The organism is Allobosea sp. P5_A5 (assembly GCF_056400625.1).
The window spans coordinates 1-24,938 of record NZ_JBFUKY010000009.1; the positions used below are offsets into that span (position 1 = coordinate 1).

Annotated in this window: 22 protein-coding genes; 11 read left to right on the forward strand and 11 right to left on the reverse strand. The window is 65.4% G+C overall.

Going from position 1 to position 24,938, the window contains the following annotated elements; all coding sequences use genetic code 11:
* Both AC1DR6_RS17115 and AC1DR6_RS17120 read left to right on the forward strand, forming a co-directional pair.
* Positions 1-350, forward strand: a 350-nt coding sequence (locus AC1DR6_RS17115; RefSeq protein WP_476830461.1) for an HAD family hydrolase, incomplete at its 5' end; no start/stop codon positions are given.
* A 44-nt stretch (positions 351-394) separates the two neighbouring features.
* Positions 395-2,593 carry an FAD-dependent oxidoreductase gene (locus AC1DR6_RS17120; protein WP_476830462.1) on the forward strand — a complete coding sequence of 733 codons (2,199 nt, stop codon included), beginning with the start codon at positions 395-397 and terminating at the stop codon, positions 2,591-2,593.
* 35 nt (positions 2,594-2,628) lie between these two features.
* Here AC1DR6_RS17120 and AC1DR6_RS17125 read toward each other — a convergent pair whose 3' ends face one another.
* The 8 genes from AC1DR6_RS17125 to AC1DR6_RS17160 all read right to left on the reverse strand — a co-directional run bounded on the left by AC1DR6_RS17125 (position 2,629) and on the right by AC1DR6_RS17160 (position 10,647).
* On the reverse strand, positions 2,629-3,126 hold the full coding sequence (locus AC1DR6_RS17125; RefSeq protein ID WP_476830463.1) for an Lrp/AsnC family transcriptional regulator: 498 nt from the start codon (positions 3,124-3,126) through the stop codon (positions 2,629-2,631).
* An 80-nt stretch (positions 3,127-3,206) separates the two neighbouring features.
* Positions 3,207-4,535, reverse strand: a complete 1,329-nt coding sequence (locus tag AC1DR6_RS17130; RefSeq protein ID WP_476830464.1) for an aspartate aminotransferase family protein — start codon at positions 4,533-4,535, stop codon at positions 3,207-3,209.
* 166 nt (positions 4,536-4,701) lie between these two features.
* Positions 4,702-5,823 (reverse strand): phosphotransferase, encoded by a 1,122-nt coding sequence (locus AC1DR6_RS17135; RefSeq protein WP_476830465.1) that lies wholly within the window; start codon positions 5,821-5,823, stop codon positions 4,702-4,704.
* A gap of 229 nt (positions 5,824-6,052) precedes the next feature.
* Positions 6,053-6,820, reverse strand: a complete 768-nt coding sequence (locus AC1DR6_RS17140; protein ID WP_476830632.1) for an FkbM family methyltransferase — start codon at positions 6,818-6,820, stop codon at positions 6,053-6,055.
* Positions 6,821-6,911: 91 nt separating this feature from the next.
* Positions 6,912-8,066 (reverse strand): NAD(P)/FAD-dependent oxidoreductase, encoded by a 1,155-nt coding sequence (locus tag AC1DR6_RS17145; protein ID WP_476830466.1) that lies wholly within the window; start codon positions 8,064-8,066, stop codon positions 6,912-6,914.
* Positions 8,063-9,427: an FAD/NAD(P)-dependent oxidoreductase gene (locus tag AC1DR6_RS17150; RefSeq protein ID WP_476830467.1), complete on the reverse strand. Its 1,365-nt coding sequence runs from the start codon at positions 9,425-9,427 to the stop codon at positions 8,063-8,065. The genes AC1DR6_RS17145 and AC1DR6_RS17150 overlap by 4 nt, the downstream gene beginning before the upstream one ends.
* Positions 9,420-9,728, reverse strand: a complete 309-nt coding sequence (locus tag AC1DR6_RS17155; protein WP_476830468.1) for a (2Fe-2S)-binding protein — start codon at positions 9,726-9,728, stop codon at positions 9,420-9,422. The genes AC1DR6_RS17150 and AC1DR6_RS17155 overlap by 8 nt, the downstream gene beginning before the upstream one ends.
* Before the next feature lie 94 nt (positions 9,729-9,822).
* Positions 9,823-10,647, reverse strand: a complete 825-nt coding sequence (locus tag AC1DR6_RS17160; protein ID WP_476830469.1) for an IclR family transcriptional regulator — start codon at positions 10,645-10,647, stop codon at positions 9,823-9,825.
* Positions 10,648-10,770: 123 nt separating this feature from the next.
* On the opposite strand from AC1DR6_RS17160, the gene AC1DR6_RS17165 reads away from it, so the two are divergent.
* The 6 genes from AC1DR6_RS17165 to AC1DR6_RS17190 all read left to right on the forward strand — a co-directional run bounded on the left by AC1DR6_RS17165 (position 10,771) and on the right by AC1DR6_RS17190 (position 18,146).
* Positions 10,771-11,544 carry an enoyl-CoA hydratase/isomerase family protein gene (locus AC1DR6_RS17165; RefSeq protein ID WP_476830470.1) on the forward strand — a complete coding sequence of 258 codons (774 nt, stop codon included), beginning with the start codon at positions 10,771-10,773 and terminating at the stop codon, positions 11,542-11,544.
* A 71-nt stretch (positions 11,545-11,615) separates the two neighbouring features.
* On the forward strand, positions 11,616-12,683 hold the full coding sequence (locus AC1DR6_RS17170) for an ABC transporter substrate-binding protein (protein WP_476830471.1): 1,068 nt from the start codon (positions 11,616-11,618) through the stop codon (positions 12,681-12,683).
* A 20-nt stretch (positions 12,684-12,703) separates the two neighbouring features.
* On the forward strand, positions 12,704-13,762 hold the full coding sequence (locus AC1DR6_RS17175; RefSeq protein ID WP_476830472.1) for an ABC transporter ATP-binding protein: 1,059 nt from the start codon (positions 12,704-12,706) through the stop codon (positions 13,760-13,762).
* The gene (locus tag AC1DR6_RS17180; protein WP_476830473.1) at positions 13,759-15,513 is read left to right on the forward strand and encodes an ABC transporter permease subunit; all 1,755 of its coding nucleotides are present in this window, start codon (positions 13,759-13,761) and stop codon (positions 15,511-15,513) included. Before AC1DR6_RS17175 ends, AC1DR6_RS17180 begins: the two co-directional genes overlap by 4 nt.
* 13 nt (positions 15,514-15,526) lie before the next feature.
* Positions 15,527-17,062, forward strand: a complete 1,536-nt coding sequence (locus AC1DR6_RS17185; RefSeq protein WP_476830474.1) for a class I adenylate-forming enzyme family protein — start codon at positions 15,527-15,529, stop codon at positions 17,060-17,062.
* A 1-nt stretch (position 17,063) separates the two neighbouring features.
* Entirely contained in the window at positions 17,064-18,146 is a 1,083-nt protein-coding gene (locus AC1DR6_RS17190) for a hypothetical protein (RefSeq protein ID WP_476830475.1), read from the forward strand.
* Positions 18,147-18,186: 40 nt separating this feature from the next.
* On the opposite strand, the gene AC1DR6_RS17195 is transcribed toward AC1DR6_RS17190, so the two are convergent.
* Complete coding sequence (locus AC1DR6_RS17195; RefSeq protein ID WP_476830476.1) at positions 18,187-18,627, reverse strand: hypothetical protein; 441 nt, start codon at positions 18,625-18,627, stop codon at positions 18,187-18,189.
* Between the two features lie 117 nt (positions 18,628-18,744).
* On the opposite strand from AC1DR6_RS17195, the gene AC1DR6_RS17200 reads away from it, so the two are divergent.
* Entirely contained in the window at positions 18,745-18,975 is a 231-nt protein-coding gene (locus AC1DR6_RS17200) for a hypothetical protein (protein ID WP_476830477.1), read from the forward strand.
* Between the two features lie 39 nt (positions 18,976-19,014).
* Here AC1DR6_RS17200 and AC1DR6_RS17205 read toward each other — a convergent pair whose 3' ends face one another.
* A complete protein-coding gene (locus AC1DR6_RS17205) occupies positions 19,015-20,976 on the reverse strand; it encodes a hybrid sensor histidine kinase/response regulator (RefSeq protein ID WP_476830478.1) in 1,962 nt (653 codons plus the stop codon).
* A gap of 76 nt (positions 20,977-21,052) precedes the next feature.
* A complete protein-coding gene (locus AC1DR6_RS17210; RefSeq protein ID WP_476830479.1) occupies positions 21,053-22,543 on the reverse strand; it encodes an ATPase domain-containing protein in 1,491 nt (496 codons plus the stop codon).
* 311 nt (positions 22,544-22,854) lie between these two features.
* On the opposite strand from AC1DR6_RS17210, the gene AC1DR6_RS17215 reads away from it, so the two are divergent.
* Positions 22,855-23,946 (forward strand): catalase family protein, encoded by a 1,092-nt coding sequence (locus AC1DR6_RS17215; RefSeq protein ID WP_476830480.1) that lies wholly within the window; start codon positions 22,855-22,857, stop codon positions 23,944-23,946.
* Between the two features lie 38 nt (positions 23,947-23,984).
* A complete protein-coding gene (locus AC1DR6_RS17220; protein WP_476830481.1) occupies positions 23,985-24,929 on the forward strand; it encodes a cation diffusion facilitator family transporter in 945 nt (314 codons plus the stop codon).
* The last annotated feature ends 9 nt before the right edge of the window (positions 24,930-24,938 follow it).

Here is a 24,938-nt window from a genome sequence, read left to right on the forward strand (position 1 = left end):
GCCAGGCCAGGGAAATCCCGCTGGTCATCCTCTCCAACGCGATGAACGACCAGATTCCGCACAACGTCGCCAGGCTCGGCGCGCCGTTCCACGCCGTCTACACGGCCGAGCAGGCCCAGTCCTACAAGCCGCGCATGCAGGGCTTCGAATACATGTTCGACATGCTCGGCTGCGGGCCGGAGGACGTCTGCCACGTCTCCTCCTCGTTCCGCTACGACCTGATGACGGCCTACGACCTCGGCATCAAGAACAAGGTCTGGGTCAATCGCGGCCACGAACCGCCGAACCCCTATTACGAATACACCGAGATCAAGGGCATCGATCAACTGCCCGGCGTCTTCGGCCTCTGAGGCGAAAGGCGCCTGAGGCCGGTCACCGAGGTGAACATCGTTCGATGACGACGCAAACGCTTGCCGGTCGCGTCACCGCCCTGTTCCGCTATCCCGTCAGTTCGTTGTCGGGAGAAGCGCTCGAAGAAGGCTGGCTCGGACCGGGCGGCATCGAGGGAGACCGATCTTACGGCCTCTTCGACCGAGAAAGCGGCATCCACATCTATCCGGCGCGCGATGCGCGCTGGAACGGCGCTCCGCTTCTGCACAGCCGCCTTGCCAACGAGGGGCTTGAAATCTCGACCGATGGCCGCGATTGGCACGGTGCGACCGAAGCCGGAATCCCTGCCCTCCTGGCTGAGCTGTTCGGTCGTCCGGTCGATCTGCGGCCCTACGACGACGTTTCCAGGCCGCGCTACAAACTCGCGCCGCTTCACCTCCTGAGCCTGCAATCGCTCGCGGCCCTGCGCGCCCGGTTGCCGGCGAGCCTGCTCGACGAGCGACGCTTTCGGCCCAATATCCTCGTCGATATCCCGGACGGCATCGGCGAAATCCCTGAATACGCTCTGCTCGGCCAGGAATTCACCCTGGGAGGCGTCAGGCTGCGCGGGACGACGCCCTGCGGACGCTGCGGCTTCACGAGCCTGCGGATCGACGAGCTCCCATCCGACCCCGAGGTGCTGAAGACGTTGCTGCGCCATTACGAGCGCAATTTCGGCATCTATTGCGAGGTCGTCACACCGGGCCCCCTTCGCCAGGGCGCCGCTCTCGTCGCGGACGTCGCCCCGCCCTCGATCGATCCCGTCATCATCGTCGGAGCAGGCCAGGCCGGCGCCATGACGGCGCTTGCCTTGAGGCGGCTGGGCTACGCAGGCAAGATCCGGCTCTACGGCGCGGAGCGCCATGCGCCGTATGAGCGGCCGCCTCTGTCGAAACGGCTTGTGATCGGCAAAGCCGCGCCGCATGTGGCGGTGCTGAGCCCCGGCAAGGCTGAAGAACTCGGCATCGCCGTGCATCTTGATACGCCCGTCGTGGCCATCGACCCCGATCGCCGCGTGATCGAGACAGCCGACGGAACCGAAGCAAGCTTTGCGACGCTGGTGCTCGCGACGGGCGGCATCGCGCGGCGTCTGCCCGAGATCGACCGGGGCTATGGACGCGTTCACGTCCTGCGGACCATCGAGGACGCCGAGCGCCTGGCTCTCGGTCTGGCGCCGGGCGGTCGTATCGCCGTGTATGGCGGCGGCTGGATCGGCATGGAGATCGCGTCGGTGGCCCGCGAGATCGGGGTCGAGGTGACGCTGTTCGCCCGCAGCCAGACGCTGGCGCCGCGCATTCTGCCGCCTGCGGTCGCGCAGGTGATGGAAGCCCTGCACCGCGAAGCCGGCGTTGTCCTTCATCTCGGGATCGAGCCGCGTTTTCGAGAGACAAGCGCTGGTGTCACCTGCGGCTTTGGCGCGGAGACTCTGACGGTCGATCACTTGGTCGTCGCCATTGGCATGGTCGCCAATGACGGGCTCGCCCGTCGTGCCGGTCTGGCTTGCAGCAACGGCATCCGCGTCGATAACGAGGGCGCGACCCATCGGGCCGGGATTTACGCCGTCGGCGACGCGGCGCAGCCCACATCCGGGCGCATCGAGAGCTGGCACAACGCGAACGTACAGGCCGAGCAGGTGGCGCGCCGCATCCTGCGGCTCCCCGCGCTGCCGATCGAACCGCCCCGGTTCTGGTCCGACCAGTTCGGACGGCGGATCCAGATTGTCGGCCGGCCCAGGCCGGATGCCTTGCTCGTCTCGCAGGAGGCTGGGCGTTTCTGGGACTTCGGGAGTTTCGCGATCGGCATCGACGCCCCCGAACAGATCCATCGGTTCTCTCGCAATCTGGCGATGGCGCCGCCCGAGCCCGCCGGCAGAGAGCCACCGCGCGACGCCCGTGGGAGCGCCGGCGTCGAACGACGCCTCTGCCGCTCGGACGAGATCGCCGAGGGCGAATTGAAGCGGATGCTCGATTCCGAGAGCAGCCCGCTCGCGGTCACGCGCCAGCGCGGTCGTGTCCATGTCACGAGCGACGATTGCCCCCATGCCGAGGCCTCGCTCGCCGCAGGCTTCGTCTCGGAGGGGCGCATCGTCTGTCCGCTCCATTTTGCCGAATTCGGCCTCGAAGACGGCAAACCCCATCATGCGCCGACCGGATGCGGCCATCTCAGGGTCTACCCGGCCAACGAGCGGGACGGCGAGGTCTTCATCCTCGTGGCGGAGCACTGACCGGCCTGGAACTCGGTACGCTCACGCGGCGAAGGTCACGCTCTGGCTTTGTCGGCCACCAACGACAGGGACGGTTTTCGAGGTCCAAACGGTTGCCTCAGGACAACCCGGTTCGAAAACTTGATGATGCCGATGTCGAGCTGCAGGAGATCATCGAGGATCGCGCTGAAATGCGAGATGCTGGGCGTGACGACCTTCAAGACATAGTCGCAGCCACCGGTCACATTATAGCATTCGACGATTTCAGGGCGTTGCTCCACGGTCTCCTCGAAAACGCGGAAGCTGTCGCGACGATGATCGCTGATGGTGATCTCGGTGAACACCGTGACGAAGTCGCGGATTGTCTCCAGCGCGATGTCGGCATCGAAACCACGGATCACGCCAGCCTCGTGCATGCGTTTCATGCGCGCGAGACAGGGGCTTGGCGTCAGGCCGACGGCGGCGGCCAGATCGACATTCGAGCAATGGCCATGTCGCTGAAGATGTTCGAGGATCTTCAGATCGAAGCGATCGAGCGAGACGAGGGACGACATCAGTTTACGATAACCCCGGAGCCTTCAACTCGCCACTGCGCTCTCGGCCCCGGCAACGGCTTCCATCGTCGATCCGCCGCTCAGGGCCGGCGAGAGGCCAGCGCGGCGCGCAGCGATGCCAGGAACCGGTCGACATGTTCGGCTTGGCAGATCAGCGGAGGGCGCACCTTGAGCGTGTCCTCGTTCGCACCGGTCGTGCTGATCAGGACGCCGTCGTCCCGCATCGCATTGACGATGTCGAGCGCCATCGCCCGTCGCTGCGGGCCAGCCATGCCTTCGTGGCCGATATCGATGCCGAAGAACAGGCCGGCATGCCGCACGGCCAGGATTCCGCTCGATACTCCGGCGATCGTCGCAAGGCCCTGACTGAGCCGCTCGCCCATGGCGACCACGCGTTCAAGAACGTGGTCACGCTGAAGGATGGTCAGAACCGCAGCGGCCGTAGCGATGCCGACGGTATTTCCGGCGAAGGTGTTCGAGTAGCGCGCAATCGCGCCGAAGCGGTCCATGGCTGCGCGTTGGCCGACGACTCCGCCGATCGGGAACCCGTTCCCCATCGGCTTTCCGAGCGTCACCAGATCGGGCACGACGCCATGCCGCTCGAAGCCCCACATATGGTTGCCGGTCCGCCCGAATCCCGGCTGGACCTCATCCGCGATGAAGAGTCCGCCCGCCTCGCGCACCGCCGCGATGCCCCCGGCGATGAAGCCCGGAGGGTCGATCCAGACGCCATCGCTTGAGAAGATGCTGTCGATCAGGATGGCCGCAACGCCGATCCCGCGCCGATCGAGGTCCTTGATGGCAGCCCGGACCTGTGCCTCGAAAAAGGCAGCGGCTTCGGCTTCCGGCACACCCGCCGGCCCCGGCAGCGTGACCATTCGCACCGAAGGGCTGAGTTTGACGGAGTCGCCGAGGTTGGGCGAGACCATCGCGGCAGCAGCGCTCGTGCCGTGATAGGCGTAGGACGAGACGATGATGCCGTCATGGCCGCTGACGAGCCGCGCGACCCTCAAGGCGAGATCGTTGGATTCGCTGCCCGTGCAGGTGAAGACCACGCGGTCGAGTTCGGCGGGAAAGGTCGCGACCAGCCGCTCGGCGTAATCGACCAGCCTGGGCTCGAGGTAACGCGTATTGGCGCTGATCCGCCCGGCCTGCTCCGCCATGGCCGCGTTCACTTCCGGGTTGCAATGCCCGAGCGAGGGAACGTTGTTGTAGAAGTCGAGATAGGCCCGCCCATCGGGATCGTAGAGCCACATGCCCTCGCCGCGCACGAAGTGGACGGGCTTGCGGTATTGCAGGCGGTAGGACGAGCCCAGCACCTTGTCGCGGCGCGCGATGAGGCTCGCTTCGCGGTCGGCGAGATCGGCTTCGCCGGGCGTATAGCGGTTCGGCATGAGATCGACGGACATGAGGCTCGCCTGTCACAAGGAGGTGGGTCGTCGGCAGAAGGTCGGGAATCCGGCCCTCTCGCCATGGGAGAACGGCGCTAGCAAAAAAACGGCGCTGGATTGTTATCTATCGCATTGCCTTCCCGCGAAACGTCGACGGCTTCGCGGGGATGATGGTCTCGCTCTGTCATGACGGCGACGTGGCGGCAACGACGGCTGCCCGTCCTTCCGGCGCACCGAGACGTCCGAGAATGGACAGGCCGCGTTCGGCGCGGGCAACGTTTTTTGTGATGTAGGGCGCATTCTCCGGGAAGAGATGCGCGCGCCAGTGGTTGACGAGGATCAGGGCGCTTTGGCGCGCCTTCATCAACCCGACGAGCAGGTCGGTCTCCAGCCCGGTCAGCGGAATCACCGAGGCATAGCCCGCGATCAGACTCTCCGCCCCTCCCAAAGGCAGCGCGGGATCGCTCACGACATGGCTTGCCGCGATGGCGAGATCCTGAATCCGCGGCCCCCAGCACCCATCGCCGAAGTCGATGAAGCCGACGCCCGCGTCGGCAACGAGCGTGTTGAACGGGCTGGGATCGTTGTGCGTGACCTGCCAATCGACCTCGCCGATCTTCGGCGCGACCATCCTGAGATAATCGGACATCGCCTGCCGGACCGCCTCCGCGATCGGCCCGGGGGCCAGATAGTGCTGGAGGTCCACCAGCCGGGGCCAGCAATGGATATGCCACAGTACAGGTCTGTCGACGGCAGGCAGGTCCCGATCGCCCAAGGCGAGATCGAGATGGGCCAGCGCCCTCCCAGCGGAGTGCAGCAGCCCGGGAGATATCGTCGCCCGGTACAAGGGCTCGCCCGGCAGCCGCGTCTGCAGGTAACCCCACAGCCCGTCACGCCTGAACATCAGTTCGCCACCGACCGTCGGGACAATCCTTGGCGAGACGAAACCAGGGGCCGCTTCGACCGCATGGATCGCGGCCGACTGAAACCTGAAGCTGTCGATCGCTTCGAGCTGGGACGATGCCTTCAGGATCAGCCTGCTTGTATCGGGAAGAACGACCTCGGCGGTGCTTTCCACCTCCGACGACAGCATGTCGACGCGGCCGCTCAGGCCGTATTCGCGGGCCAGCACATCGGCCAGAAGGTCGCCGTCGAGCGTGATGGGCGCGGTGGCGAGAATGGCGGCGGCGGCATCGAAATAGGCGTCATGGCCGCCTGTCGCCTGCTGCGTGCGCTCCCGGCCAAGCATCGGCATGGAGAAGAGATGCCCATCGAGCGCATCGTCAGCTTGATCGGCGCCCTGCAAGCCTTTCGCCCTCCTCATGACAGCATGACAAACATGCAAAATGCCCGATCTCGATCTGCAGGATCGTTCTTACCTCTGCTGTGATAGGCCCGTGGCGGTCGCGAGAGCTGCCGAAATCACCGGGTCGCGAGCGCATTGTTCTCGGCTGCATCAAGCTTCGGCAGAATGTGCGGCCAGGCCGGTTTCGCTTCGGAACACGGCTCGATTGCGCGCACGCTCGCGCCGCGGATCAGATGGTCAACCCGGCATAGACATCGCCGGAATTCGCTGATGCCGGCAGGCTGTCGAGGTAGGCGATAGCGTCCGCGCTTCCGACGGGTTTCGGCAGGGCAAACGCCAGGCTCTCGCCCTGCACCATGTTGAAGCGATAGGGACCAAGGCGGTGCAGGGTCTCGATACAAGTCTTCGCAACATCCCGCTGGAGGGTGGTGAACTCGAAGGAGATCGTCGCGACCTGCTGACTGAGCCCGGCCAGAACCTGCGCCTCCAACCCCTCGACATCGATCTTGATGAAACGCGGGAGCCCGTGGGTCGCGATGAGCTCATCCAGCGTGGTGCAGGGAACGCGAAGCTCCCCGTCCCACATCTGATCCTCCCATCCGCTTGCGCGCGATGCGGCCGCGATGAAGGCGGCCGAAGCGCTCGACACGGTCGGGTTGTTGCTGTTGATCCGCAGCGAGACCGAACCGACCCGGTCGCTGCAACAGGCTTCGATCAGCGTCACATCTGGGTCGCGGCCATGGATCAGGCGGATCGCCCGGGCCAGACCGGGCTGGGGTTCCAGGGCGACGACCTTGGCACCAAGCCTTCGGAAACAAGAAACGCGGTCGCCGACATGGGCGCCGATATCGAATGCGAGGGCGCCGGGCTCGACCAAGGTCCGATAGAACCGGTCCATGGTGATCCGACGCGCCGCATCGCCGTGATAAATCCGCAGGCTGCGGGCCACCGCCCGCGCAGTGCCCCTGGGATAGTTGATCGATCGCAAGCCTGGCATCGTGATCATGACCCCGGGATACCACCGATGAGAACGACGCGCTCTCGCGCGGCTCCCTCGAGTGCGCTGAAGCACAGTGGCGCCGCGCCGGTCAGTCGAATTCGCGCCGAAACTTGTCGCTCACCGTCGTTGTCGACGCAAACCGGCCGATCGAGAACGGTTCCAGCGGTGTCGGCGTCGCGCCGTCCAAAATCATCTCGGTCAGGCAGAGGCCGACACCGGGGCCTATCTGAAAACCGTGGCCGCAAAAGCCGAAGGCGTGGAACAGCCCCGGCGTCGTCTCGCTCGGGCCGATCACCGGGATCATGTCCGGCAGATAGGCCTCGATGCCCGACCAGACGCGAATGACATGGCATCGTGCCAGCGCCGGCGCGATCCGGGCCAATGCGCTCATGGCGGCAAGCGTCTTGGCGGGCGGTACCGGCGCGCGATTGGCCTGCGGGTCCGCCGCCGTTCGTGGATACCCGGCCAGGATGATGTTGCCGCGCGGAATCTGCCGGAAGATCACCGAGCCGTCGATCGCCTGCACGGATGGGCCGATCAGGTAGGGGAAGGGCTCCGTCACGAATTGCGGCGGGCCGGCCGGGAACAGCGGCGCCGTCTCGCAGAAGCGCTCGGCGATCGGAAGCGCCCAGGCGCCGGCACAATTGACGAGCACGCCGCAATCCAGCCTCTCGCCGCCAGCCAGCGTCAGCGCGTACCCGTCGCCTGAGCGCGCGACATCGCTGACGGGGGTATTCTCGCGGATGACCGCGCCATGACGCAGCGCCGCCCGTGCCACGGCGGGCGTCGCCAGCCGTGGATTGGCCGTCGCGTCCCGGGCCGAGTAAGTCGCGGCGACAGCTCGGTCGCCGAGCCAGGGGTAGCGCCGCCGGAGGTCGGTGGGCGCGAGACGCTCGATACCGAGGCCGTACGATTCCGAAACCGCCGCATAACTCTCGAGCTTTGCGGCCTCGGTCTCGTCATAGGCCATGTAGAGATGGCCGGTCTGCTCGAATTCGCAGGGCTCGCCGATCAGCCCTTCGAAATCCTCCCATAGCGCCTGGGATCGCAGCGACAGCGGATATTGTCCGGGAAAGCGCCCTTGCAGCCGCAGATTACCGAAATTGACCCCGCTCGATTGGGCGCCGACCACGCCTTTTTCGAGCAAGACGACGCGCTGCCCGCGCTGCGCCAGAAAGAAGGCGGTCCAGACCCCGACGAGCCCGCCGCCGACGATCGCGGTGTCGGCCGTGCGCGGGCTCATTCGGCCCCCGTCGCAGCCGAAAGCGCCACCGGCTTGACCGGCGCCTGACCGCGCAGGCGGCCGGCGGAAGCTCCGTCACCCCCAGCTTTCGCCGCAACGATCTCCTGCAGGGCCGGGCCGCAGACGCGGCCCTGGCAGCGCCCCATGCCGCAGCGTGTCATCGCCTTGACCCGGTTGACCTCGACGGGGCCCAGGGCCTGGTCCATCGCGGCGCGAACCTCGCCGACCGTGACGTTCTCGCAGCGGCAGAGCGTCACCTCGTCAGCCAGCGCGACGATCTGGCTCCGCGGCCATGCGAAAGCCCGGGACAGACCGCGCTGAAACGATCTCAGACGCTGGACGCGGCGCGCGAGCCGGCGCGTCGCCTCGCGATCCCCGCCGCGTCCGAGATCGGTCAAGAGCGCCTGCGCCGCCAAGGCCCCGCTGGCCTCCGCCGCGTCCGCACCGCCGATCCGCACGCCGTCGCCGGCGAGATAGAGGCCGCGCCCCGCCCGGCCCATGCCGTCGATCTTTGGCAGGAAGAGGCGGAAATCCGCATCATAGGCGAAGGCCGCGCCGGCCAGATCGGCAAGCTGGGTTTCGGGTTTCAGCCCATAGCCGAGCGCGATCGCATCGCAGGCGAAGCGACGCTCGCGGCCATCAGCATCACGCAGCAAGAGCGCTTCGACGCGCGTCGTGCCTTCCGCGGACATCGCCGTGACGCCATGCAGGATCGGTGTCCCGCCCCATCGCAACGCGGCCATGTAGGACAGCCCGCGCAGCAATGTCCGTGGCGCGCGCAGCAAAGCGGGCACCGCCGCGAGCTTCGCCGCAAAAGGCGTCGTGTCGGCAATGACGACAACGTCAGCTCCCATGTCGCGGTATTGTTTTGCGGCGAGGGAAAGCAGCGGCGAGGAGCCGAGGAACGCGACCCGGCGCCCGATCAGGCAACCCTGGTCCTTCAGGGCCACCTGCGCGCCGCCGAGCGTAAACACCCCCGGCAGCGTCCAGCCCGGCATGGGCGCGATGCGGTCCATCGCGCCGCTTGCGATCAGCAGCCGGTCGAAGCCGACGGTCGCTGCGCGTCCTTGCGTCAGCAGGTGCAATTGTCCGCCATCGATCGCCCAGACGAGCGTGTTCGGGCGATAGTCGATCTGCGGCAACAATGCCGAAAACCGCCGATGCACATCGGCATAGCGTCCAGCCTCGGACCCCATCAGCCGCGCCATGTCCAGCGAGAGGTCGTCGGCCGGCTTGCGATAGCCTTGGCCGCCGGCGCGCATACCCTCGTCTATCAGGATCGGCCTCAAACCGGCCGCGCAGATCGCCTCGCAAGCGGCGATGCCGGCAGGACCGGCACCGATGACGACGATCTCAGCCATGGGCCTGCGGGAAGGGCTGCGGCTGCGCGAACAGCTCCATGTCCTGGGCCGCCAAGGTCGTGCAGGCTCGGATGCGGCCTCCATCCGCCGTCCAGACCCAGCAATCCTGACAGGCGCCCATCAGGCAAAATCCGGCGCGGGGCTCGCCCCCGAATTCCAGCGTGCGAACCAAAGCGCCGTGCTGGAGCAGTGCCGACAAAACGCTGTCGCCTGTCGTCGCCGCGACAGTCTGGCCGTCGAAGCTGAAGCGCAACGGCGGCCCCGACCGCATGGCGACCCTGACGAATTGAGCCTCCGGCATCACCGTGCTTACCCGCTTTTATTTCAATACGATAACAATATGCGAATATTGATAACCCCAAAGAGATACTGTCAAGCCCGTTTCCCGACCGTCCTCAGATGCGGGAGATGGCGTGCGAGGCCGCGATGACCAGCGAGGAAAAACGCGAGACGACCTCTTCATGGCTATAGCGCGAGGTGGAGGTCGCTATGTTGATCGCAGCTTCCGGCAGACCGTTGTGATCGACGATCGCCGCCGCGATCGAGGCATCGCCGAGATAGACCTCCTCGAAAGCGGTGGCGTAGCCCTGCGCCGCCGACTGGCGCAGCTTCTCGCGGAGCGCCGCTCGCTGCCAGCTCGTCGAGGGCGTGTACGCCTTGAGATCGGAGGCATCGATGATCGCCATCGCCTCGTCCTCCGGAAGCCGGGACAGCATGGCGATGCCCGGTGCGGTGCAATAGGCCGGCATCCGCGTGCCGATGATGACGTCCGTGTTCAGGACGTGCCGGTTGAGAAAGCGCGAGACGAAGATGATCTCGGTGTGCTCGCGCACCGTGAGATTGACCGTCTCGCCGGTCTCCTTGCTGAGATGCATCAGGTAGGGCATCGCCCGATCCAGCAGGCGGCTGCTGCGGACGAAGTGATAGCCCAGATCGAGCGTCTTCGCCGTCAGCTCGAAGCGCTTGGTCTGCGCGTCCTTGCGGAGGTAGCCGAGCTTGGCGAGCGTGTGCGTGAAACGCTGCGCGGCGCTGACGTCCATGCCGGTCTCGGATGCCACCTGCGAAAGGTTGAGCGTCTGGTGCTGCCGCCCGAACGCCGACAGGACGCGGAACGCCTTCTCGACCGAATTGACCATCAACGCGTCGTCCTTGCGCGCGGCGCCATCGGGCCGGACTGCCGGCTCCCTGCGGACATTCGATTTGGTCTGCTGCGTGGTCATCAGGCCCGGTGCCCCCTTCCGCCGATCAATGGCCACGACGACCAGCCTTGACAAGGTGCGGCTTTCGCGCAGTATATTCAATAGGATTTATCGTATCGCGATAAGATGGTGTTGGAGAGCGGCATGAAGGACTCTGTTCTGGTCGAGGTGCGTGGGGCCGTCGGGATCGTGACGCTCAACCGCCCGCAGGTTCTCAACGCCTGGAACGCGCCGATGCGCTCGCGGCTGGTCGAATGCTTCGACGAGCTCGAGGCCAATCAGGACGTGCGATCCATCATCCTCACTGGCGCAGGCGAGAGGGCGTTCGGCGCCGGCCAGGATCTGAACGAGACCAAGACCTTCAATCCCGATCAGGCAGAGGCCTGGATGCATGAATGGGAGCGGCTCTACGACCGCATCCGCTCGCTTTCAAAGCCCCTGATCGCAGCCTTGAACGGCGTCGCGGCAGGCTCGGCCTTCCAGGTCGCGCTGCTCTGCGATCTGCGGATCGGCCATGACGGCGTCACGATGGGCCAGCCCGAGATCAACTCCGGCATCGCTTCGGTGACGGGGCCATGGATCATGAAGGAGATGATCGGCATCGCCCGCACCATCGATCTCACCCTGACGGGGCGGATGATGGACGCGCAGGAGAGCTTCCGCATCGGCCTGATCAATCGCATCGTCCCGCAGGATCAGGTCATGCCGGCGGCACTGGCACTCGCCGAGGAGCTGGCCGCCAAGGCGCCGGTCGCCATGCGGCTCAACAAGGCGCGCTTCCGCGAAGTCACCGAGGCCAGCTTCCGCGAATGCCTCGCCGCCGGCATCCGCACGCAGCGCGAGGCCTATGCCACCGGCGAGCCGGCGCGGATGATGGAGGAATTCCTGGCCAAGCGCGCCGCGCGCAAAAGCGCCTGACGGCGCGCGCATCAGACACTTCGATCACCCACGGGGAAATGCGGAAAACCGCTTGTAAAGGGGAGACGACGATGACCAGCAGGACCACTCATCCGACACGACGCACCGTACTGCACATGGCCGGCGGCCTCGCCGTTGGCTCCTTGGCGGCGCCCTATCTCGTCGGCACGGCCCGTGCCGCCACGCAGATCACGGTCGCCGATCCCGGCGGCCCCTTCGGCCCCGCCTTCCGCAAGGCCTTCTACGACCCCTTCGAGAAGGCGACCGGCAACAAGGTCGTCAACGTCGCCCGTGAGGCCGAGCCGACCGCGCAGTTCAAGGCGATGGTCGAGACCAAGTCCTACACCTGGGACGTCTGCACCTTGACGCTCTCGGCGCGGGACATCCTGAAGGCGCAGGGCCTGCTCGACCCGATCGGCTTCTCGCATGCCGACGTGCCTAAGCTCATGCCGGAGGCGATCTCGCCGGAGTTCATCGGCACGGATGTCTATTCGACGATCTTCGCCTACCGCACCGACACGGTGAAGAACGCGCCCGCGAGCTGGACCGACTTCTTCAACATCGAGAAGTTTCCAGGCCGGCGCGCGATGCGCAAGAACCCGATCGACAGCATCGAGCAGGCGCTGTTGGCCGATGGCGTGCCGCTCGACAAGCTCTATCCCCTCGACATCGAGCGCGCCTTCAAGGTCCTCGACAAGATCAAGCCGCATATCGCGGTGTGGTGGACCGGCGGCGCCCAGTCGACGCAGCTCCTGCAAAGCGGCGAGGTCGACATGACCACCGGCTGGAACGCGCGCCTGCAGGCCGCGATCGATGGCGGCGCACCGGCCAAGATCGTCTGGAATCAGGGCCTGTATTCGATCGAAGGCTGGGGCCTGCCCAAGGGCGGTCCGAAGGCGGATGTTGCGCGCCAGTTCGTCCGCTTCTGCTCGGACCCCAAGCAGCAGGCGATCTATACCGAGGCGCTGGCCTATGGGCCGACCAATCTCGACGCCTACCAGACGATCTCGCCCGAGCGCGCCAAACTCCTGCCGACCTCGCCGGAAAACCTGAAGCAGATGGCGATCGCCAACGAGAGCTGGTGGAGCGAAAATCGCTCCAAGGTGACCGAGCGGTTCAACTCCTGGCTCCTGGCCTGACGACCGTGACGAATGCCGGATTGACCGCGACCGACGCACGATCGGCGAAGCTCGTCGTCGAGCGCCTGTGCAAGCGCTATGGCGCGACCACGGCGCTCGAGCCGAGTTCCCTGAGCGTCGCCGAGGGCGAGTTCCTGACCTTGCTGGGGCCTTCGGGCTCCGGCAAGACCACGCTCCTGCAGCTCATCTGCGGGCTCGTCGAAGCCAGCGAAGGCAAGGTCGTGATCGACGGGCACGACCAGTCCTCGACCCCGGTCCACCGGCGCGACATCGGCCTCGTCTTCCAGCATTATGCGCTGTTTCCGCATCTTACCGTGTCGGAGAACATCGCCTTTCCGCTCAAAATGCGCGGCCGTTCGGGTGCGGAGATCTCCAGGCGGGTCTCCGAGACCCTCGACATGGTGCATCTCGGCCATCTCGCCGGGCGCTTCCCGCGCGAATTGTCCGGCGGCCAGCAGCAGCGCGTCGCTCTCGCGCGCTGCTTCGTCTACCAGCCCTCGATCATCCTGATGGACGAGCCTCTCGGCGCGCTCGACAAGAAGCTGCGCGAGCACATGCAGATCGAGATCAAGCGGCTGCATCGCGAGAGCGGGTCCACCATCATCTACGTCACGCATGATCAGGAGGAGGCGCTCGCCATGTCCGATCGCATCTGCCTGATGAACCACGCCCGGATCGAGCAGCTCGGCACGCCCCGCGAGATTTATGAGCAGCCCCGCACGGCCTTCGCCGCCGATTTCATCGGCCTTTCCAACATCTTCCGTGGCCGCTGGGACGGCAATGGCTCGCTGGAGACGGCGCATGGCCGCTTCACCCTGCCGCAAGGCGCCCGCGCCGATACGCAGGACGCCGCGCTGGTGATCCGCCCGGAGAACCTGCGCATCGGCCTGCAGGAGGGCAACAGCGTCAGCGGCCTCGTCAGCGAGATCGTCTATGCCGGCTCGGAAACACGCGTCATCGCGGCGCTCGAAGACGGCAGCCCGCTGGTGATGCGACTCGGACCCGACGATGCGGTGCCTGTGATCCACGAACGCATCGTCGCCGGCTGGGCTCGCGACAAGGCGGTGCTGGTCGCATGAGCGCGGTCAGCATGGCCGCACCGGCCCATCGCGCGCGCCGGCTGCGCTTCGGCGCGCTCTGGCTTGCCGTGCCTGGGCTGCTGTTCCTCGGCGTCTTTTTCGTGTGGCCCGTGGCGCAGCTTCTCGGCCTCAGCGTCATCGATCCGCAAAGCGGCGCATTGTCGGGCGCATCGTATCAGCGCATCGGCGCGACCGACGTTTATCTGCGCGTGCTCGGCATCACCTTCCGCATCGCCGGCTGGACCGCGATCTGGTCGCTGCTGATCGGCTATCCCCTCGCCTACTGGCTGGCGCGGATGCCCGGCCTGTTTCGCGGGCGGATGATGCTCTTCGTCATGGTGCCGTTCTGGACGAGCTATCTCGTCAAGACCTTTGCCTGGATGATCATCCTCGGCCGCAATGGCGTGATCAACTCGCTGCTGACCGGCTCGCATCTGATCGACAAGCCATTGTCGCTGATCAACAACGAGTTCGGCGTCATGGTCGGCATGGTGCACGCCATGGTCCCGCTGGCGGTGATGACGATGCTGCCGGTCATGACCGGGATCGACCAGCGACTGGTCCAGGCCGCGCAGACGCTTGGGGCAGCGCCGGCGCGGGCCTTCTGGTTGGTCTATTTCAAGCTCTCGCTGCCCGGCGTCGCGGCGGCGGGCTTGTTGGTTTTCATCTCATCGCTCGGCTTCTTCATCGTGCCGGCCTTCCTTGGCGGCAGGCAGGAGACGATGCTGGCGCAGCTGATCATCACGCAGGTGCAGGAGCTGCTGAACTGGTCCTTCGCAGGCGCTCTGTCGGCGATGATGGTGGCCGCTGCCCTTGTCTCCTGCGTCGTCTATGATCGCATCTTCGGCCTTTCGACGATTGCGGGCGGCTCGGCGCAGGTCGGCACCGGTCGCATGCGGAATCTCGGTCTCGCGATCCTGTCGGTCATCGCCGCAGCAGTCGCCAAGCTCGCCGATCTCGCCCACGCGGTCCTCGGCAAGCGGCTTTGCGCCCTGCTGCTGCCCGGCTTCTGCTGGCTGGTCATCGCTTTTCTGGTCCTGCCGACCCTGCTGGTCGTTCCGATCGCTTTTACCTCGTCGCAGTTCCTGTCGTTTCCGCCGCCGGGCTACGGGCTGAGCTGGTTCCGCACCTATTTCGAATCGCCGCTCTGGATTCAGGCGACGATCCGCTCCTTCGGCGTCGCCTTCGTCACCGCCTTCGTTGCAACCGCGATCGGTGGCTTCGGAGCGCTGGCGTTGGCCAACAGCCGGACACGCTGGGCCGGTTTGATCTTCGCCTTCTTCCTGGCGCCGATGGTCGTGCCGCGCATCGTCATCGCGGTCGGGCTGTTCTATCTTTTCGCAAGGCTCGGCCTGATCGCGACCGATCTCGGCCTGGTGATCGGGCACACCGTTCTGGCGATCCCGTTCACGCTGGTCACCATCGCGGCCGTGTTGAAGACCTATGACCAGCGCCTCGACCAGGCTGCGGCGACGCTCGGCGCCAATCGGGTACGCACCCTGACGGGCGTGACGATCCCGCTTGTCAAAGGCGGCCTTGTCGCGGCGTTCCTGTTCGCCTTCATCACCTCCTTCGACGAGCTCACCATCGCGATCTTCGTCTCCGGCGGCATCAAGACGACGCTGCCGAAACAGATGTGGGACGACATGATCCTGCAGCTGAACCCGACGCTCGCGGCGGTCTCCGTCGTCGTCTTCATCGTGGTGACGGCGATGCTGCTCCTCGCCGAACGCTTCCGTTCCTCGACCTGATCGACCCGAGACGATGACGCTTCCCGACGATACCGGCTTCCTGAGCCTCCTGACCACGCAAGCCGCAGCCGAGCCGCAGCGCATCTATGCGCGCTTTTGCGGGGAGCCGGTGACCTATGGCGAGGTCGAGCGACGCTCCGCCGCCTTCGCCGCTCATCTCCGATCGCGCGGAATCGTTGCCGGAGACCGCGTCGCGGTGATGATGCGCAACTCCATCGCCACCATCGCGGTCGTCTTCGGGCTGGCTCGCGCCGGCGTCGCCTGGGTGCCGGTCAATGCCCAGCAGCGCGGCGAAGGCCTGCGTTACCTGCTGACGCATTCGCGCCCGCGCCTCATCGTGGTCGATGACGATCTGGTTTCGCAGATCGGCGACGCTCTCCCTGCGGAGGCGGCTCTTCCGTTCATCGTGCATTCGCAAGGCGGAGAGCTCGACACCATCCTTGCCGAGAGCCGGCCTTTCGGCGAGCCCGCACCGGCGCCCGATGCCGTGTTCGCCATCATGTACACCTCCGGCACGACCGGCCGCCCCAAGGGCGTCATCGTCTCGCACCGCATGCTGCGGCTCGCGGCGGAAAGCGTCGTGAGGCTTTCGGACGCGAAAAGCGGCGATGTCTTCTTCGTCTGGGAGCCGCTTTATCATATCGGCGGCGCGCAGCTCCTGCCGCTGCCGATGCTCTGCGGCATCACGCTCGCCATGGTCGAGCGCTTCAGCGCCAGCCGCTTCTGGGAGCAGGTCGGGGCGGAAGGCGCGAGCCATATCCATTATCTCGGCGGCATCCTGCAGATCCTGCTGAAGCAGCCTGCGTCGCCGCGCGATCGCGAACACGGCGTGCGCATCGCCTGGGGTGGCGGCTGCCCCGCCGACATCTGGCCGCAGTTTCGGGACCGCTTCGGCATCGATATCCGCGAATGCTACGGCATGACGGAAGCCTCGAGCCTCACCACCTGCAACGTCACGGGCGTCGTCGGTTCCGTGGGCCGGCCGATGCCCTGGTTCACCGTCGCGCTCAAGGACGCGGATGGTCGCCTCGTGCCGCGCGGAGCGCGAGGTGAGATCGTGGTCGAGACCAGCATCCCGGGCGCGATCTTCCCCGGCTATCTCGACAATCCCGAGGCAACGGGCAAGGCGCTGCGCCCGGACGGATTCCACACCGGGGACCTCGGCTCCTTCGACGCCGCCGGAAATCTTTATTTTCACGGCCGGATGACCGACAGCGTGCGCTGCAGGGGCGAGAACGTCTCGGCCTGGGAGGTCGAGCATGTCGCCGCCGAGCATGACGCGATCGAGGATTGCGCGATGATCGGCGTTGCCGCCGATATCGGGGAGCAGGACATCAAGCTCTTCGTCAAGCCGCGCGATGGCACCGAAATCGACCCGCAATCCTTGTCGGACTGGCTGGGCTCGCGCCTCGCTCCCTACCAGAACCCGCGCTACATCGCGATCGTGCCGGATTTCGAGCGGACGGCGAGCCAGCGCATCATGAAGCACAAGCTCTCGCCCCATCTCGACGACTGCTGGGATCGCGCGGCGATGGCGACGGGGCGCTGATATGACCGGCTGCGATATTCTTGTTTCCGGCACCGGCGGCTTTGCCGCCCGGATCGTCTTCGACATGGCCGCGACGGCCGACGAGCCGGTCGCCGTCGTCATCGCCGGCCGCAACCGCGACAGGCTGAACTGGCTGCGCACGGCGGCCAACGCCCGCGCGGCCCTGTTCGGCAAGCCGGCCCGCTTCAGCACCTTCGAGATCGATCTGCTCGCGCCGGGCGCCTCCGATGAACTGCTCGCCGCGACCCTGCCGCGCATCGTCGTCCAGGCCGCCTCGATCCAGACGTCACAGGTCATCGCCCAGAGCGGGAACGCCTGGACGCGCCTCGTGGCGGAAGGCGGCCTCAGCGCCACCGCCGTGTTCCAGGCCTTGATCAGCGCGCGCGTCGCAGCCGCGATCACGAAAAGCGGCCGGCCGGTCACGCTGGTCAATTGCGGCTTCCCGGACGTGGTCAACGGCATGATCCGCGCCATGGGCCATGACGTGGCCTGCGGCATGGGCAACGTGGCGATTCTCTCCAACGTCTTCGCCGGCTCGCAGGCGACGCCACCCGGAGCCGACGTCAAGGTGCTGGCGCATTATCAGAACCTCGCCGCCTGGCGCCGAAAACCCGAAGAACGATCCGAGCGCCCGCCCCGTGTCTGGCTCGACGGCATCGAAGTGGCGGACGTTTATGGGCGCTTCGCGGACATCCAGCTGACGCCGGAACCGGTCATCGAGATTTCCGGAGCGAGCGGCGTTCCCATGGCCCTGGCGATGGCGGCAGGACGGGGCTGGCGCGGCCATGTGCCGGGACCTAACGGTCTTCCGGGCGGCTACCCCGTCACCCTCGCGAAGGGCACCTTGCATCTCGATCTGCCGGAAGGGCTCGGCGAGGCCGAGGCCATCGGCTGGAATGCCGCCTTCGAACAGGATAATGGGCTGGTGGTGGAGCCCGGCGGGCGGGCGCGGTTCACCGGCCTGCTCGGCGACATGCTGGAGCGGCATCTGCCGGAACTGCGAGGCGGCTTCGATGTCCGCCAGCTCGAACCCGTCTGCGACACGATGCTGGACCTTCGCGAGAAATTGCTTCGCACCGCATGAGAATTCCGCACCGGAACAGGCGCTGGTCGGAAGGACCCACTTAATCGGCACGACCAACCGTTCCGTCGCGTTCGACGCTAACCTTGCGCTCCCTCCCGTTCACGAGCGCTGTTCCGCTCCATCGCCCATCTGATCCGATGCTCAGATCGCGGGTTTCCGGATAGCCGCTTGCCGCGAGCTTGGCCCGCGCCTGCTGCTCCGAACGCATGGCATCCGGCTGAGCCGGTTCGGCAGGCGGCGCGTTCTGCGGCGGGCCCGAGGGCGAAATCTGTGCCGTGGCCGGCCAGGCCAGGACGAGCGCGATCAGGCAAAGGCTTAGTCGCATTATCGATCTCCTCAGCAGGTTTCGAGGCGAGCGGTCATCGGTGCCCCCTGTCCGCTCGCGGAAAGCCGCACGCTCCTGCACCGCCTCCCCGTCGGGGCGAAACCGCGTGGCGGCACGCCTGTTCCAGCTCGGGTCGAACTGTCCGATCATGTCCATTCGCGGGCGCCGCCAGATAGCCTCCCGCAAAATCGGCCCGACATCCGGCGAACACGCCGCAGCCAATCTGCGGATCGAATCACCGCGACGCGCGTTAACGCGTCTCGGGAGCGCAGCATGACCAAGCTTTATCTGACGACGGACGGTGAATACCGCGCCGCCCTTGCGCGGCTGGACGCGCTTGGCGTCGTCAGCGCCGATACCCCCGCGGCCGACGAGCTGAAGGACCTGATGTCCGCCATCGAAATCTGGGAAATGAAACACCCGGAAACGGAAACCGAGCCCTTTGAAGCGGACGACGATGGTAACGGGCAGGGAATGGAGGATGGCAGTGGAAGGAGCGGCTGATCGCCGAACGAACGCCTGCGAGTCTTGATCGAGGACCGATCAGCGCTCGAACAGCTTCGCGATTTCCTGGGAGAGCTGGCTCTGCGTGTAGGGCTTCGAGATGCGCGGAATGTCCAGCTCCATGCCGGACGGCAACTCGGCATATCCGGTCGCGAGCAAGATCGGCAGCGTCGGACGGGTCTCGCGAACTTTCGCCGCCAACTGCCCGCCATTCATGCCCGGCATCGAATAATCGGTGATGATCAGATCGATCGGCCTGCCGCTGTCGATGACCTTCAGCGCGTCCAATCCCGAGTTGGCCTCGATCACCGTGTGGCCGAGATCCTCGAGCAGATCCACTGTGCTCATCGCGATGAGCGCGTCGTCGTCGACCATGAGAATGGTGAGCATCTGAGGTTCCGATATCTGAGGGGCTGCGGGGGTTCTCGCAATGTCCGGGGCTGCGGCAGTCGCCACAGGCAGCCACAGTTCCGCGTCGGTGCCCTTGCCGGGGGCGCTCTTGAGCCGAAGCGCACCATGCAGCTGGATGGCCAGGCCATGGATCATCGAGAGCCCGAGCCCCGTTCCCTTGCCCAGTTCTTTCGTGGAGAAGAACGGCTCGGTCGCTTTGGCGAGTGTCTCGGCGTCCATGCCCGAGCCGTTATCTGACACGACCAGCCTGATATAGTCGCCGGCCGCGATGTCGGCATCGCCACGCGAAATGGCGCGGTCGGTTCTGACCGTGATCTCGCCGCCTTTCGGCATCGCGTCGCGCGCATTGACCACGAGGTTGAGCAGCGCGAGTTCGATCTGGTTGGCGTCGGCCAGCACGGCCGGCAGATCCTCTTCCAGCGCCAGATGCAAGACGACCCCGTTGCCGACCGACTTCGCCAGCAGATCGTGCACGCCCCGCACCAGATCGCCCAATGAAAGCGGGGCGAGCGCCAGGTCCTGGCGCCGGGCGAATGCGAGCAGGCGCTGGGTCAGCGATGCCCCGCGATTGGCACCCTGCATGGCGCCGTCGATCAGGCGGCTGGCGCGGGGGTCGTCGCCATGATGTTTCCGCAGCAGATCGAGATTGGCGATGACCGCCATCAGCAGATTATTGAAATCATGCGCGACGCCGCCGGTGAGCTGCCCGATCATTTCCATCTTCTGGGCCTGCCGGAGCTGCCCTTCCGCCTTTTCGCGCTGCGCGATCTCGGCCAGCACCTGCTGAAGCGCCCGCTCCAGCTCTTCCGTGCGCTGGGCGACGCGCTGTTCGAGCAGGTCCTTCGAGACGGCGCTGGCCTGCTCGGCCTCCTTGCGCTCCGTGATATCGAGCGAGACTCCGACGAGCCTCATGCGCCCTCGCCGGTCCGTGACGCGCCGGGCACGAATCTCGACCCAGTGCTGGCTGCCATCGGGCCAGACCACCCGGTACTCGATGGCGTAATCCTTGCCGGTCTCGATGGTCTCCCGCACCTCCACTCGCATGCGCGCCCGGTCGTCGGGATGGATGGCCGTCAGAAGATCCTGATAATCCAGCGTATCCGACGCTGCTCGACCGAACGAACGCCTGCAGGTCTCGTCGGTCGTCAGCATGCCGGTCGCGACGTCATGCTCCCACGAGCCAAGCCGCCCGGCCGCGAGCGCGGTTCGCAAGCGCAGTTCGCCTTCGTGAAGCTCGTCGATCCGCGCCCGCGCCTCGAACTGCCGATACCGGTTCTTAAGCGCGGTGTTGACGACACTTGCGAAGGTCGAGGGATGGAACGGTCGCTCGACGAAGGTGACGTTGCCCAGCGTGTCCGCCATCCGGGCAGCAGCCGGGTTGCGCTCGGGCCCGCCGCCCCGGCGCGTCAGAATGACGATGGGGAGATCCGACCAGCTCGGTTGCTGCTGGAGATGCGCCACGAAAGGCTGCAGATCGGCGCCGCGCAGCACCTCCTCGGTTACGATGACGAAACAGAGGTCCTCGTTCAGCCCGGCCACGAGTTCGACCAGCGTCTCGACCGGCCTTGGCGCCAGGTCAAGCTCGCGCAACAATCCTGCCGCGACGGATGTATCACGACCGGTCGGTGCACAGAGCAGAATATCCCTGGATCGGCTGTGGGGAATGTCAGCCACTCTCGCTGGTGTTCATGACCTGCCCGCCGGTGAGGATCGGCACGCCCCGAAGCACACCCTGGAAAGCAACCAAAGGCTCGCCCACGACCAAGCCGTTCCGACCCACCACGAACTCGCGGATGGTGTCCTCGTGCCGGCCGGTCCTCTTTTTGATCACCGAGATCGCTCGCCGGACTTTGCCGGCAGCCTCGAAATAGCGCAGCAAAATGACCGTATCGGCCAGATAAGTGACATCGACGGGGGACTTCATATCCCCGACGAGGCCATGCTGGGCCACTGTGAGGAAAGTGCTGGCGCCTTGCCGGTTGAGATACTGCGTCAACTCGTGAATATGCAGGATCAATGCGTTCTCATTCGGCATTGCCGCCTGGTAGCCATTCAGACTGTCGATCACGACAGTCTTAGCATTGGCTTGGTCAACCCTCGCTCGGACCCGATAAGCGAACTCTCCCGGTGACAACTCCGCCGCGTCGAGCTGCTCGATATGCAGATGCCCGGAGCGCTGCATGGCATGCAGGTCGATACCCATGACCTGCATGCGATCGAACAGCAGACCGAGTTCCTCGTCGAAAACGAACATCGCAGCATGCTCGCCGCGCTCCACCGCCTTCTGCACGAATTGTAGTGCCAGAAGGCTCTTGCCCGTGCCGGCGGGTCCAAGGACCAAGGTGCTGGACCCCTGTTCGATGCCGCCGCCCAGAAGTGAATCGAGTTCCTCGATGCCGCTTTTCTGCTGCCTGCGGTCAAATTTGGTCCGGTGCTCGTTCGAGATCAGGCGCGGAAACGCGACGACGCCACCGGTCGAGATGATGAAATCATGATATCCGCCCCGGAATTTCCGGCCGCGATATTTGCTGACCCGCAGACGTCGCCGCTCGGCGCCATAGTCCGGCGCGCTCTGCTCAAGCTGGATGACGCCGTGCACGACGCTATGAACGGTCTTGTCGAGCGTGTCGGTCGTCAGATCGTCGAGCAGCAGAACGGTCGCGCTGTGGCGTGCGAAATAATGCTTTAGCGCAAGAATTTGCCGCCGATAGCGAAGGGAGCTTTGCGCCAGCAGCCGGATTTCCGAAAGACTGTCGAGCACGACCCGCTTCGGCTGGATCTCCTCGAATTTCGCGAAGATCGCCTGGGTGGTTTCACCGAGTTCGAGATCCGACGAATACAGCAAGGTCTGCTGCTCGTCCGAATCGAGCAGGCTTTCCGGCGGCACCACTTCGAAGATCGTAATCAGATCATCGACAGTCCAGCCATGCGATCTTGCGCCGGCTTTCAACTCCTGTTCGGTTTCCGAGAGCGTGATGTACAGCCCACGCTCGCCACGCGCTGCGCCTTCCATCAGGAAGCTCAGGCCGACGGTGGTCTTGCCGGTGCCTGGGCTGCCTTCGAGCAGAAACACGTGTTCGGACGCCAGGCCGCCCCCCAGGATATCGTCGAGACCGGCGACACCCGTCGCGGCCGTACCCTCGTCAACCGTCGCCATGATGTCCCATCACCGCCTGCTTATCATTTGTCCATACGGTGCATTCCCAGCTCTGCATAACGTTTTTGACATGTGTTGACGCAGCGTCTTTTGGATCACGATTGCGAGGGTGGTTATGTGGAGATCGCCTTGAGTGATATGGGTAAAGAGCGCGATAAAGCCGGTCTTCAAGGGCTTTGCTCTTCTGGACGTCGAGGCGGCGCCCAGGTCGTCGTCGCGACTAGCCATGGATTGCGGTCGGGGACAGGCGGCCTTCCGGAACAAGCATCCAAAGCTGCGGTTGAGCATCAACCCCTCTACTGGAACTCGCCATGACCTCGTCCATCGTGCCGCTGCGTTTCGACCCCTCGCTGGAACGACCGGCAGCCGACGAGCCCGAGACGATCCGCGAGCTCGAAGACGCGCTGCGCGAAATCGGGGAGACGACCTTCGCCGATAGCGGCCACGGCAACCGCACCGTCCACGCCAAGAGCCATGCTCTGTTGCAGGGCGAGTTCGAGGTCATGGATGGTCTGCCTGATGCTTACGCGCAAGGCTTGTTCGCGCGACCGGGCCGATACGAGGCGATCATCCGCATTTCCACCAATCCCGGCGACATTCTCGACGACAGCGTCTCCGTTCCGCGCGGCCTTGCTCTCAAGATCGTCGGTGTCGAGGGTCCACATCTCGCGTCCGGCGAAGCGCTGACGCAGGATTTCGTCATGGTCAACGGGCCGGCCTTCCTGGCCGCCGAACCCGCCGCTTTCGCCAGAAATCTGTCGCTTCTCGCCAAGACCACCGACAAGGCTCCCGGTTTGAAGAAGGCGTTCTCTGCGGTGGCACGCGGCACTGAGACCGTCATCGAAACCTTCGGCGGCGAAAGCGCGACACTGAAGTCGATGGGCGGCCACCCCATGACGAATCCGCTCGGCGAAAGCTATTACGGCCAGACGCCGTTTCTTTATGGCGACTACAGCGCGAAGTTCTCGCTCCAGCCCGCCTCAGAGGCCCTCAAGCAGCTGACCGACGCCGAACTCGACGTCAGAGGCCGGCCCAACGGCATTCGCGACAGCCTGATCGATTATTTCCACGCGCATGGCGGCGAATGGGACTTCAAGGTCCAACTCCAGACCAATGCGGATACCATGCCGATTGAGGATGCCTCTGTGGTCTGGCCCGAGGACGAAAGCCCTTTCGTCACCGTCGCCAGGCTTACCGTCGCTCCCCAGGAATCCTGGAGCGAAGAGCGCTCGGCAAGGATCGACGACGGCATGTCCTTCTCGGTCTGGCATGCGCTGGCCGCGCACAGGCCGCTCGGCGGCATCAATCGCGCCAGGCGGCAGACCTATGAAATGTCGAAATCCATGCGCGCCAGCCAGAACGGTTGCCCTATCCACGAGCCGAGCGCGACCACGCGCTCCTGACCGAAGGCAGGCTTCGTACGGGTATATTCGAGATCGACATGGCCGCGCATACAGGCTCCAAAACCGTCATCTATGCTGCCCTGGCCGGCAACCTGCTGATTGCGGTGACAAAGTTCATTGCCGCAGCCTGGACCGGCAGCTCCGCGATGCTCTCGGAGGGTGTGCACTCCCTCGTCGATACCGGCAACGGATTGCTGTTGCTCTATGGGCTGAAGCGTGCGGCCAGGCCCCCCGACCTGACGCATCCCTTCGGCCACGGGCGGGAGCTCTATTTCTGGAGCTTCATCGTTGCGCTGCTGGTCTTCGCCGTGGGTGCCGGCGTGTCGTTCTATGAGGGCATCGCGCATGTCATAACGCCGCAGCACGCAACCAACCTGACGGTGAACTATGTCGTGCTCGGCCTGTCGATCCTGTTCGAGGGCTATTCCTGGCGCGTCGCGCTGAAGGAATTTCGGGCCGCCAAGGGCAAGCTGAGCTATCTCGCTGCCGTACGCCAAAGCAAGGACCCGAGCGTCTTCACGGTGCTCTTCGAAGACACCGCGGCACTGCTGGGCCTGTTCGTCGCCTTGCTGGGCATCACAGCCGCCTCCTGGTTTGACCGTCCGGAGTTCGACGGCGTCGCCTCGATCCTGATCGGCGTCATTCTCGCCACGACGGCGATCTTCCTGGCGCGTGAATCCAAGGCGCTCCTGATGGGCGAGGCTGCGTTGCCCCATGTGCAGGCGGAAATCCTGGCCGCCGTCAGCGGCGACCCCGACATCGAGCGCGTCAACGGCATGACCACGGTCCATCTCGGTCCCGATCAGATCGTCGTCGCGCTCAGTCTCGAGTTCAAGGACGACCGCTCCACCGGAGATATCGAGGATTGCGTCGAGCGCATCGAGGCCAGGCTGCGGACCCATCGCTCCGATATCGCCTCGGTCTTCATCAAGCCGCAGACCTCCGCCATCTGGCGCGAACGCAGGGCGAGGCTGGCGGACTAGGCGCTCGGT

Bases quoted from the DNA above. Each gene is read 5' to 3' on its own strand.
- AC1DR6_RS17190 (WP_476830475.1), top strand. From the start codon at position 17,064: ATGACCGGCTGCGATATTCTTGTTTCCGGCACCGGCGGCTTTGCCGCC.
- AC1DR6_RS17180 (WP_476830473.1), top strand. From the start codon at position 13,759: ATGAGCGCGGTCAGCATGGCCGCACCGGCCCATCGCGCGCGCCGGCTG.
- AC1DR6_RS17185 (WP_476830474.1), top strand. From the start codon at position 15,527: ATGACGCTTCCCGACGATACCGGCTTCCTGAGCCTCCTGACCACGCAA.
- AC1DR6_RS17140 (WP_476830632.1), bottom strand. From the start codon at position 6,820: ATGCCAGGCTTGCGATCGATCAACTATCCCAGGGGCACTGCGCGGGCG.
- AC1DR6_RS17200 (WP_476830477.1), top strand. From the start codon at position 18,745: ATGACCAAGCTTTATCTGACGACGGACGGTGAATACCGCGCCGCCCTT.
- AC1DR6_RS17145 (WP_476830466.1), bottom strand. From the start codon at position 8,066: ATGAGCCCGCGCACGGCCGACACCGCGATCGTCGGCGGCGGGCTCGTC.
- AC1DR6_RS17165 (WP_476830470.1), top strand. From the start codon at position 10,771: ATGAAGGACTCTGTTCTGGTCGAGGTGCGTGGGGCCGTCGGGATCGTG.
- AC1DR6_RS17195 (WP_476830476.1), bottom strand. From the start codon at position 18,627: ATGGACATGATCGGACAGTTCGACCCGAGCTGGAACAGGCGTGCCGCC.
- AC1DR6_RS17150 (WP_476830467.1), bottom strand. From the start codon at position 9,427: ATGGCTGAGATCGTCGTCATCGGTGCCGGTCCTGCCGGCATCGCCGCT.
- AC1DR6_RS17120 (WP_476830462.1), top strand. From the start codon at position 395: ATGACGACGCAAACGCTTGCCGGTCGCGTCACCGCCCTGTTCCGCTAT.
- AC1DR6_RS17130 (WP_476830464.1), bottom strand. From the start codon at position 4,535: ATGTCCGTCGATCTCATGCCGAACCGCTATACGCCCGGCGAAGCCGAT.
- AC1DR6_RS17160 (WP_476830469.1), bottom strand. From the start codon at position 10,647: ATGACCACGCAGCAGACCAAATCGAATGTCCGCAGGGAGCCGGCAGTC.
- AC1DR6_RS17220 (WP_476830481.1), top strand. From the start codon at position 23,985: ATGGCCGCGCATACAGGCTCCAAAACCGTCATCTATGCTGCCCTGGCC.
- AC1DR6_RS17215 (WP_476830480.1), top strand. From the start codon at position 22,855: ATGACCTCGTCCATCGTGCCGCTGCGTTTCGACCCCTCGCTGGAACGA.
- AC1DR6_RS17155 (WP_476830468.1), bottom strand. From the start codon at position 9,728: ATGCCGGAGGCTCAATTCGTCAGGGTCGCCATGCGGTCGGGGCCGCCG.
- AC1DR6_RS17170 (WP_476830471.1), top strand. From the start codon at position 11,616: ATGACCAGCAGGACCACTCATCCGACACGACGCACCGTACTGCACATG.
- AC1DR6_RS17210 (WP_476830479.1), bottom strand. From the start codon at position 22,543: ATGGCGACGGTTGACGAGGGTACGGCCGCGACGGGTGTCGCCGGTCTC.
- AC1DR6_RS17125 (WP_476830463.1), bottom strand. From the start codon at position 3,126: ATGTCGTCCCTCGTCTCGCTCGATCGCTTCGATCTGAAGATCCTCGAA.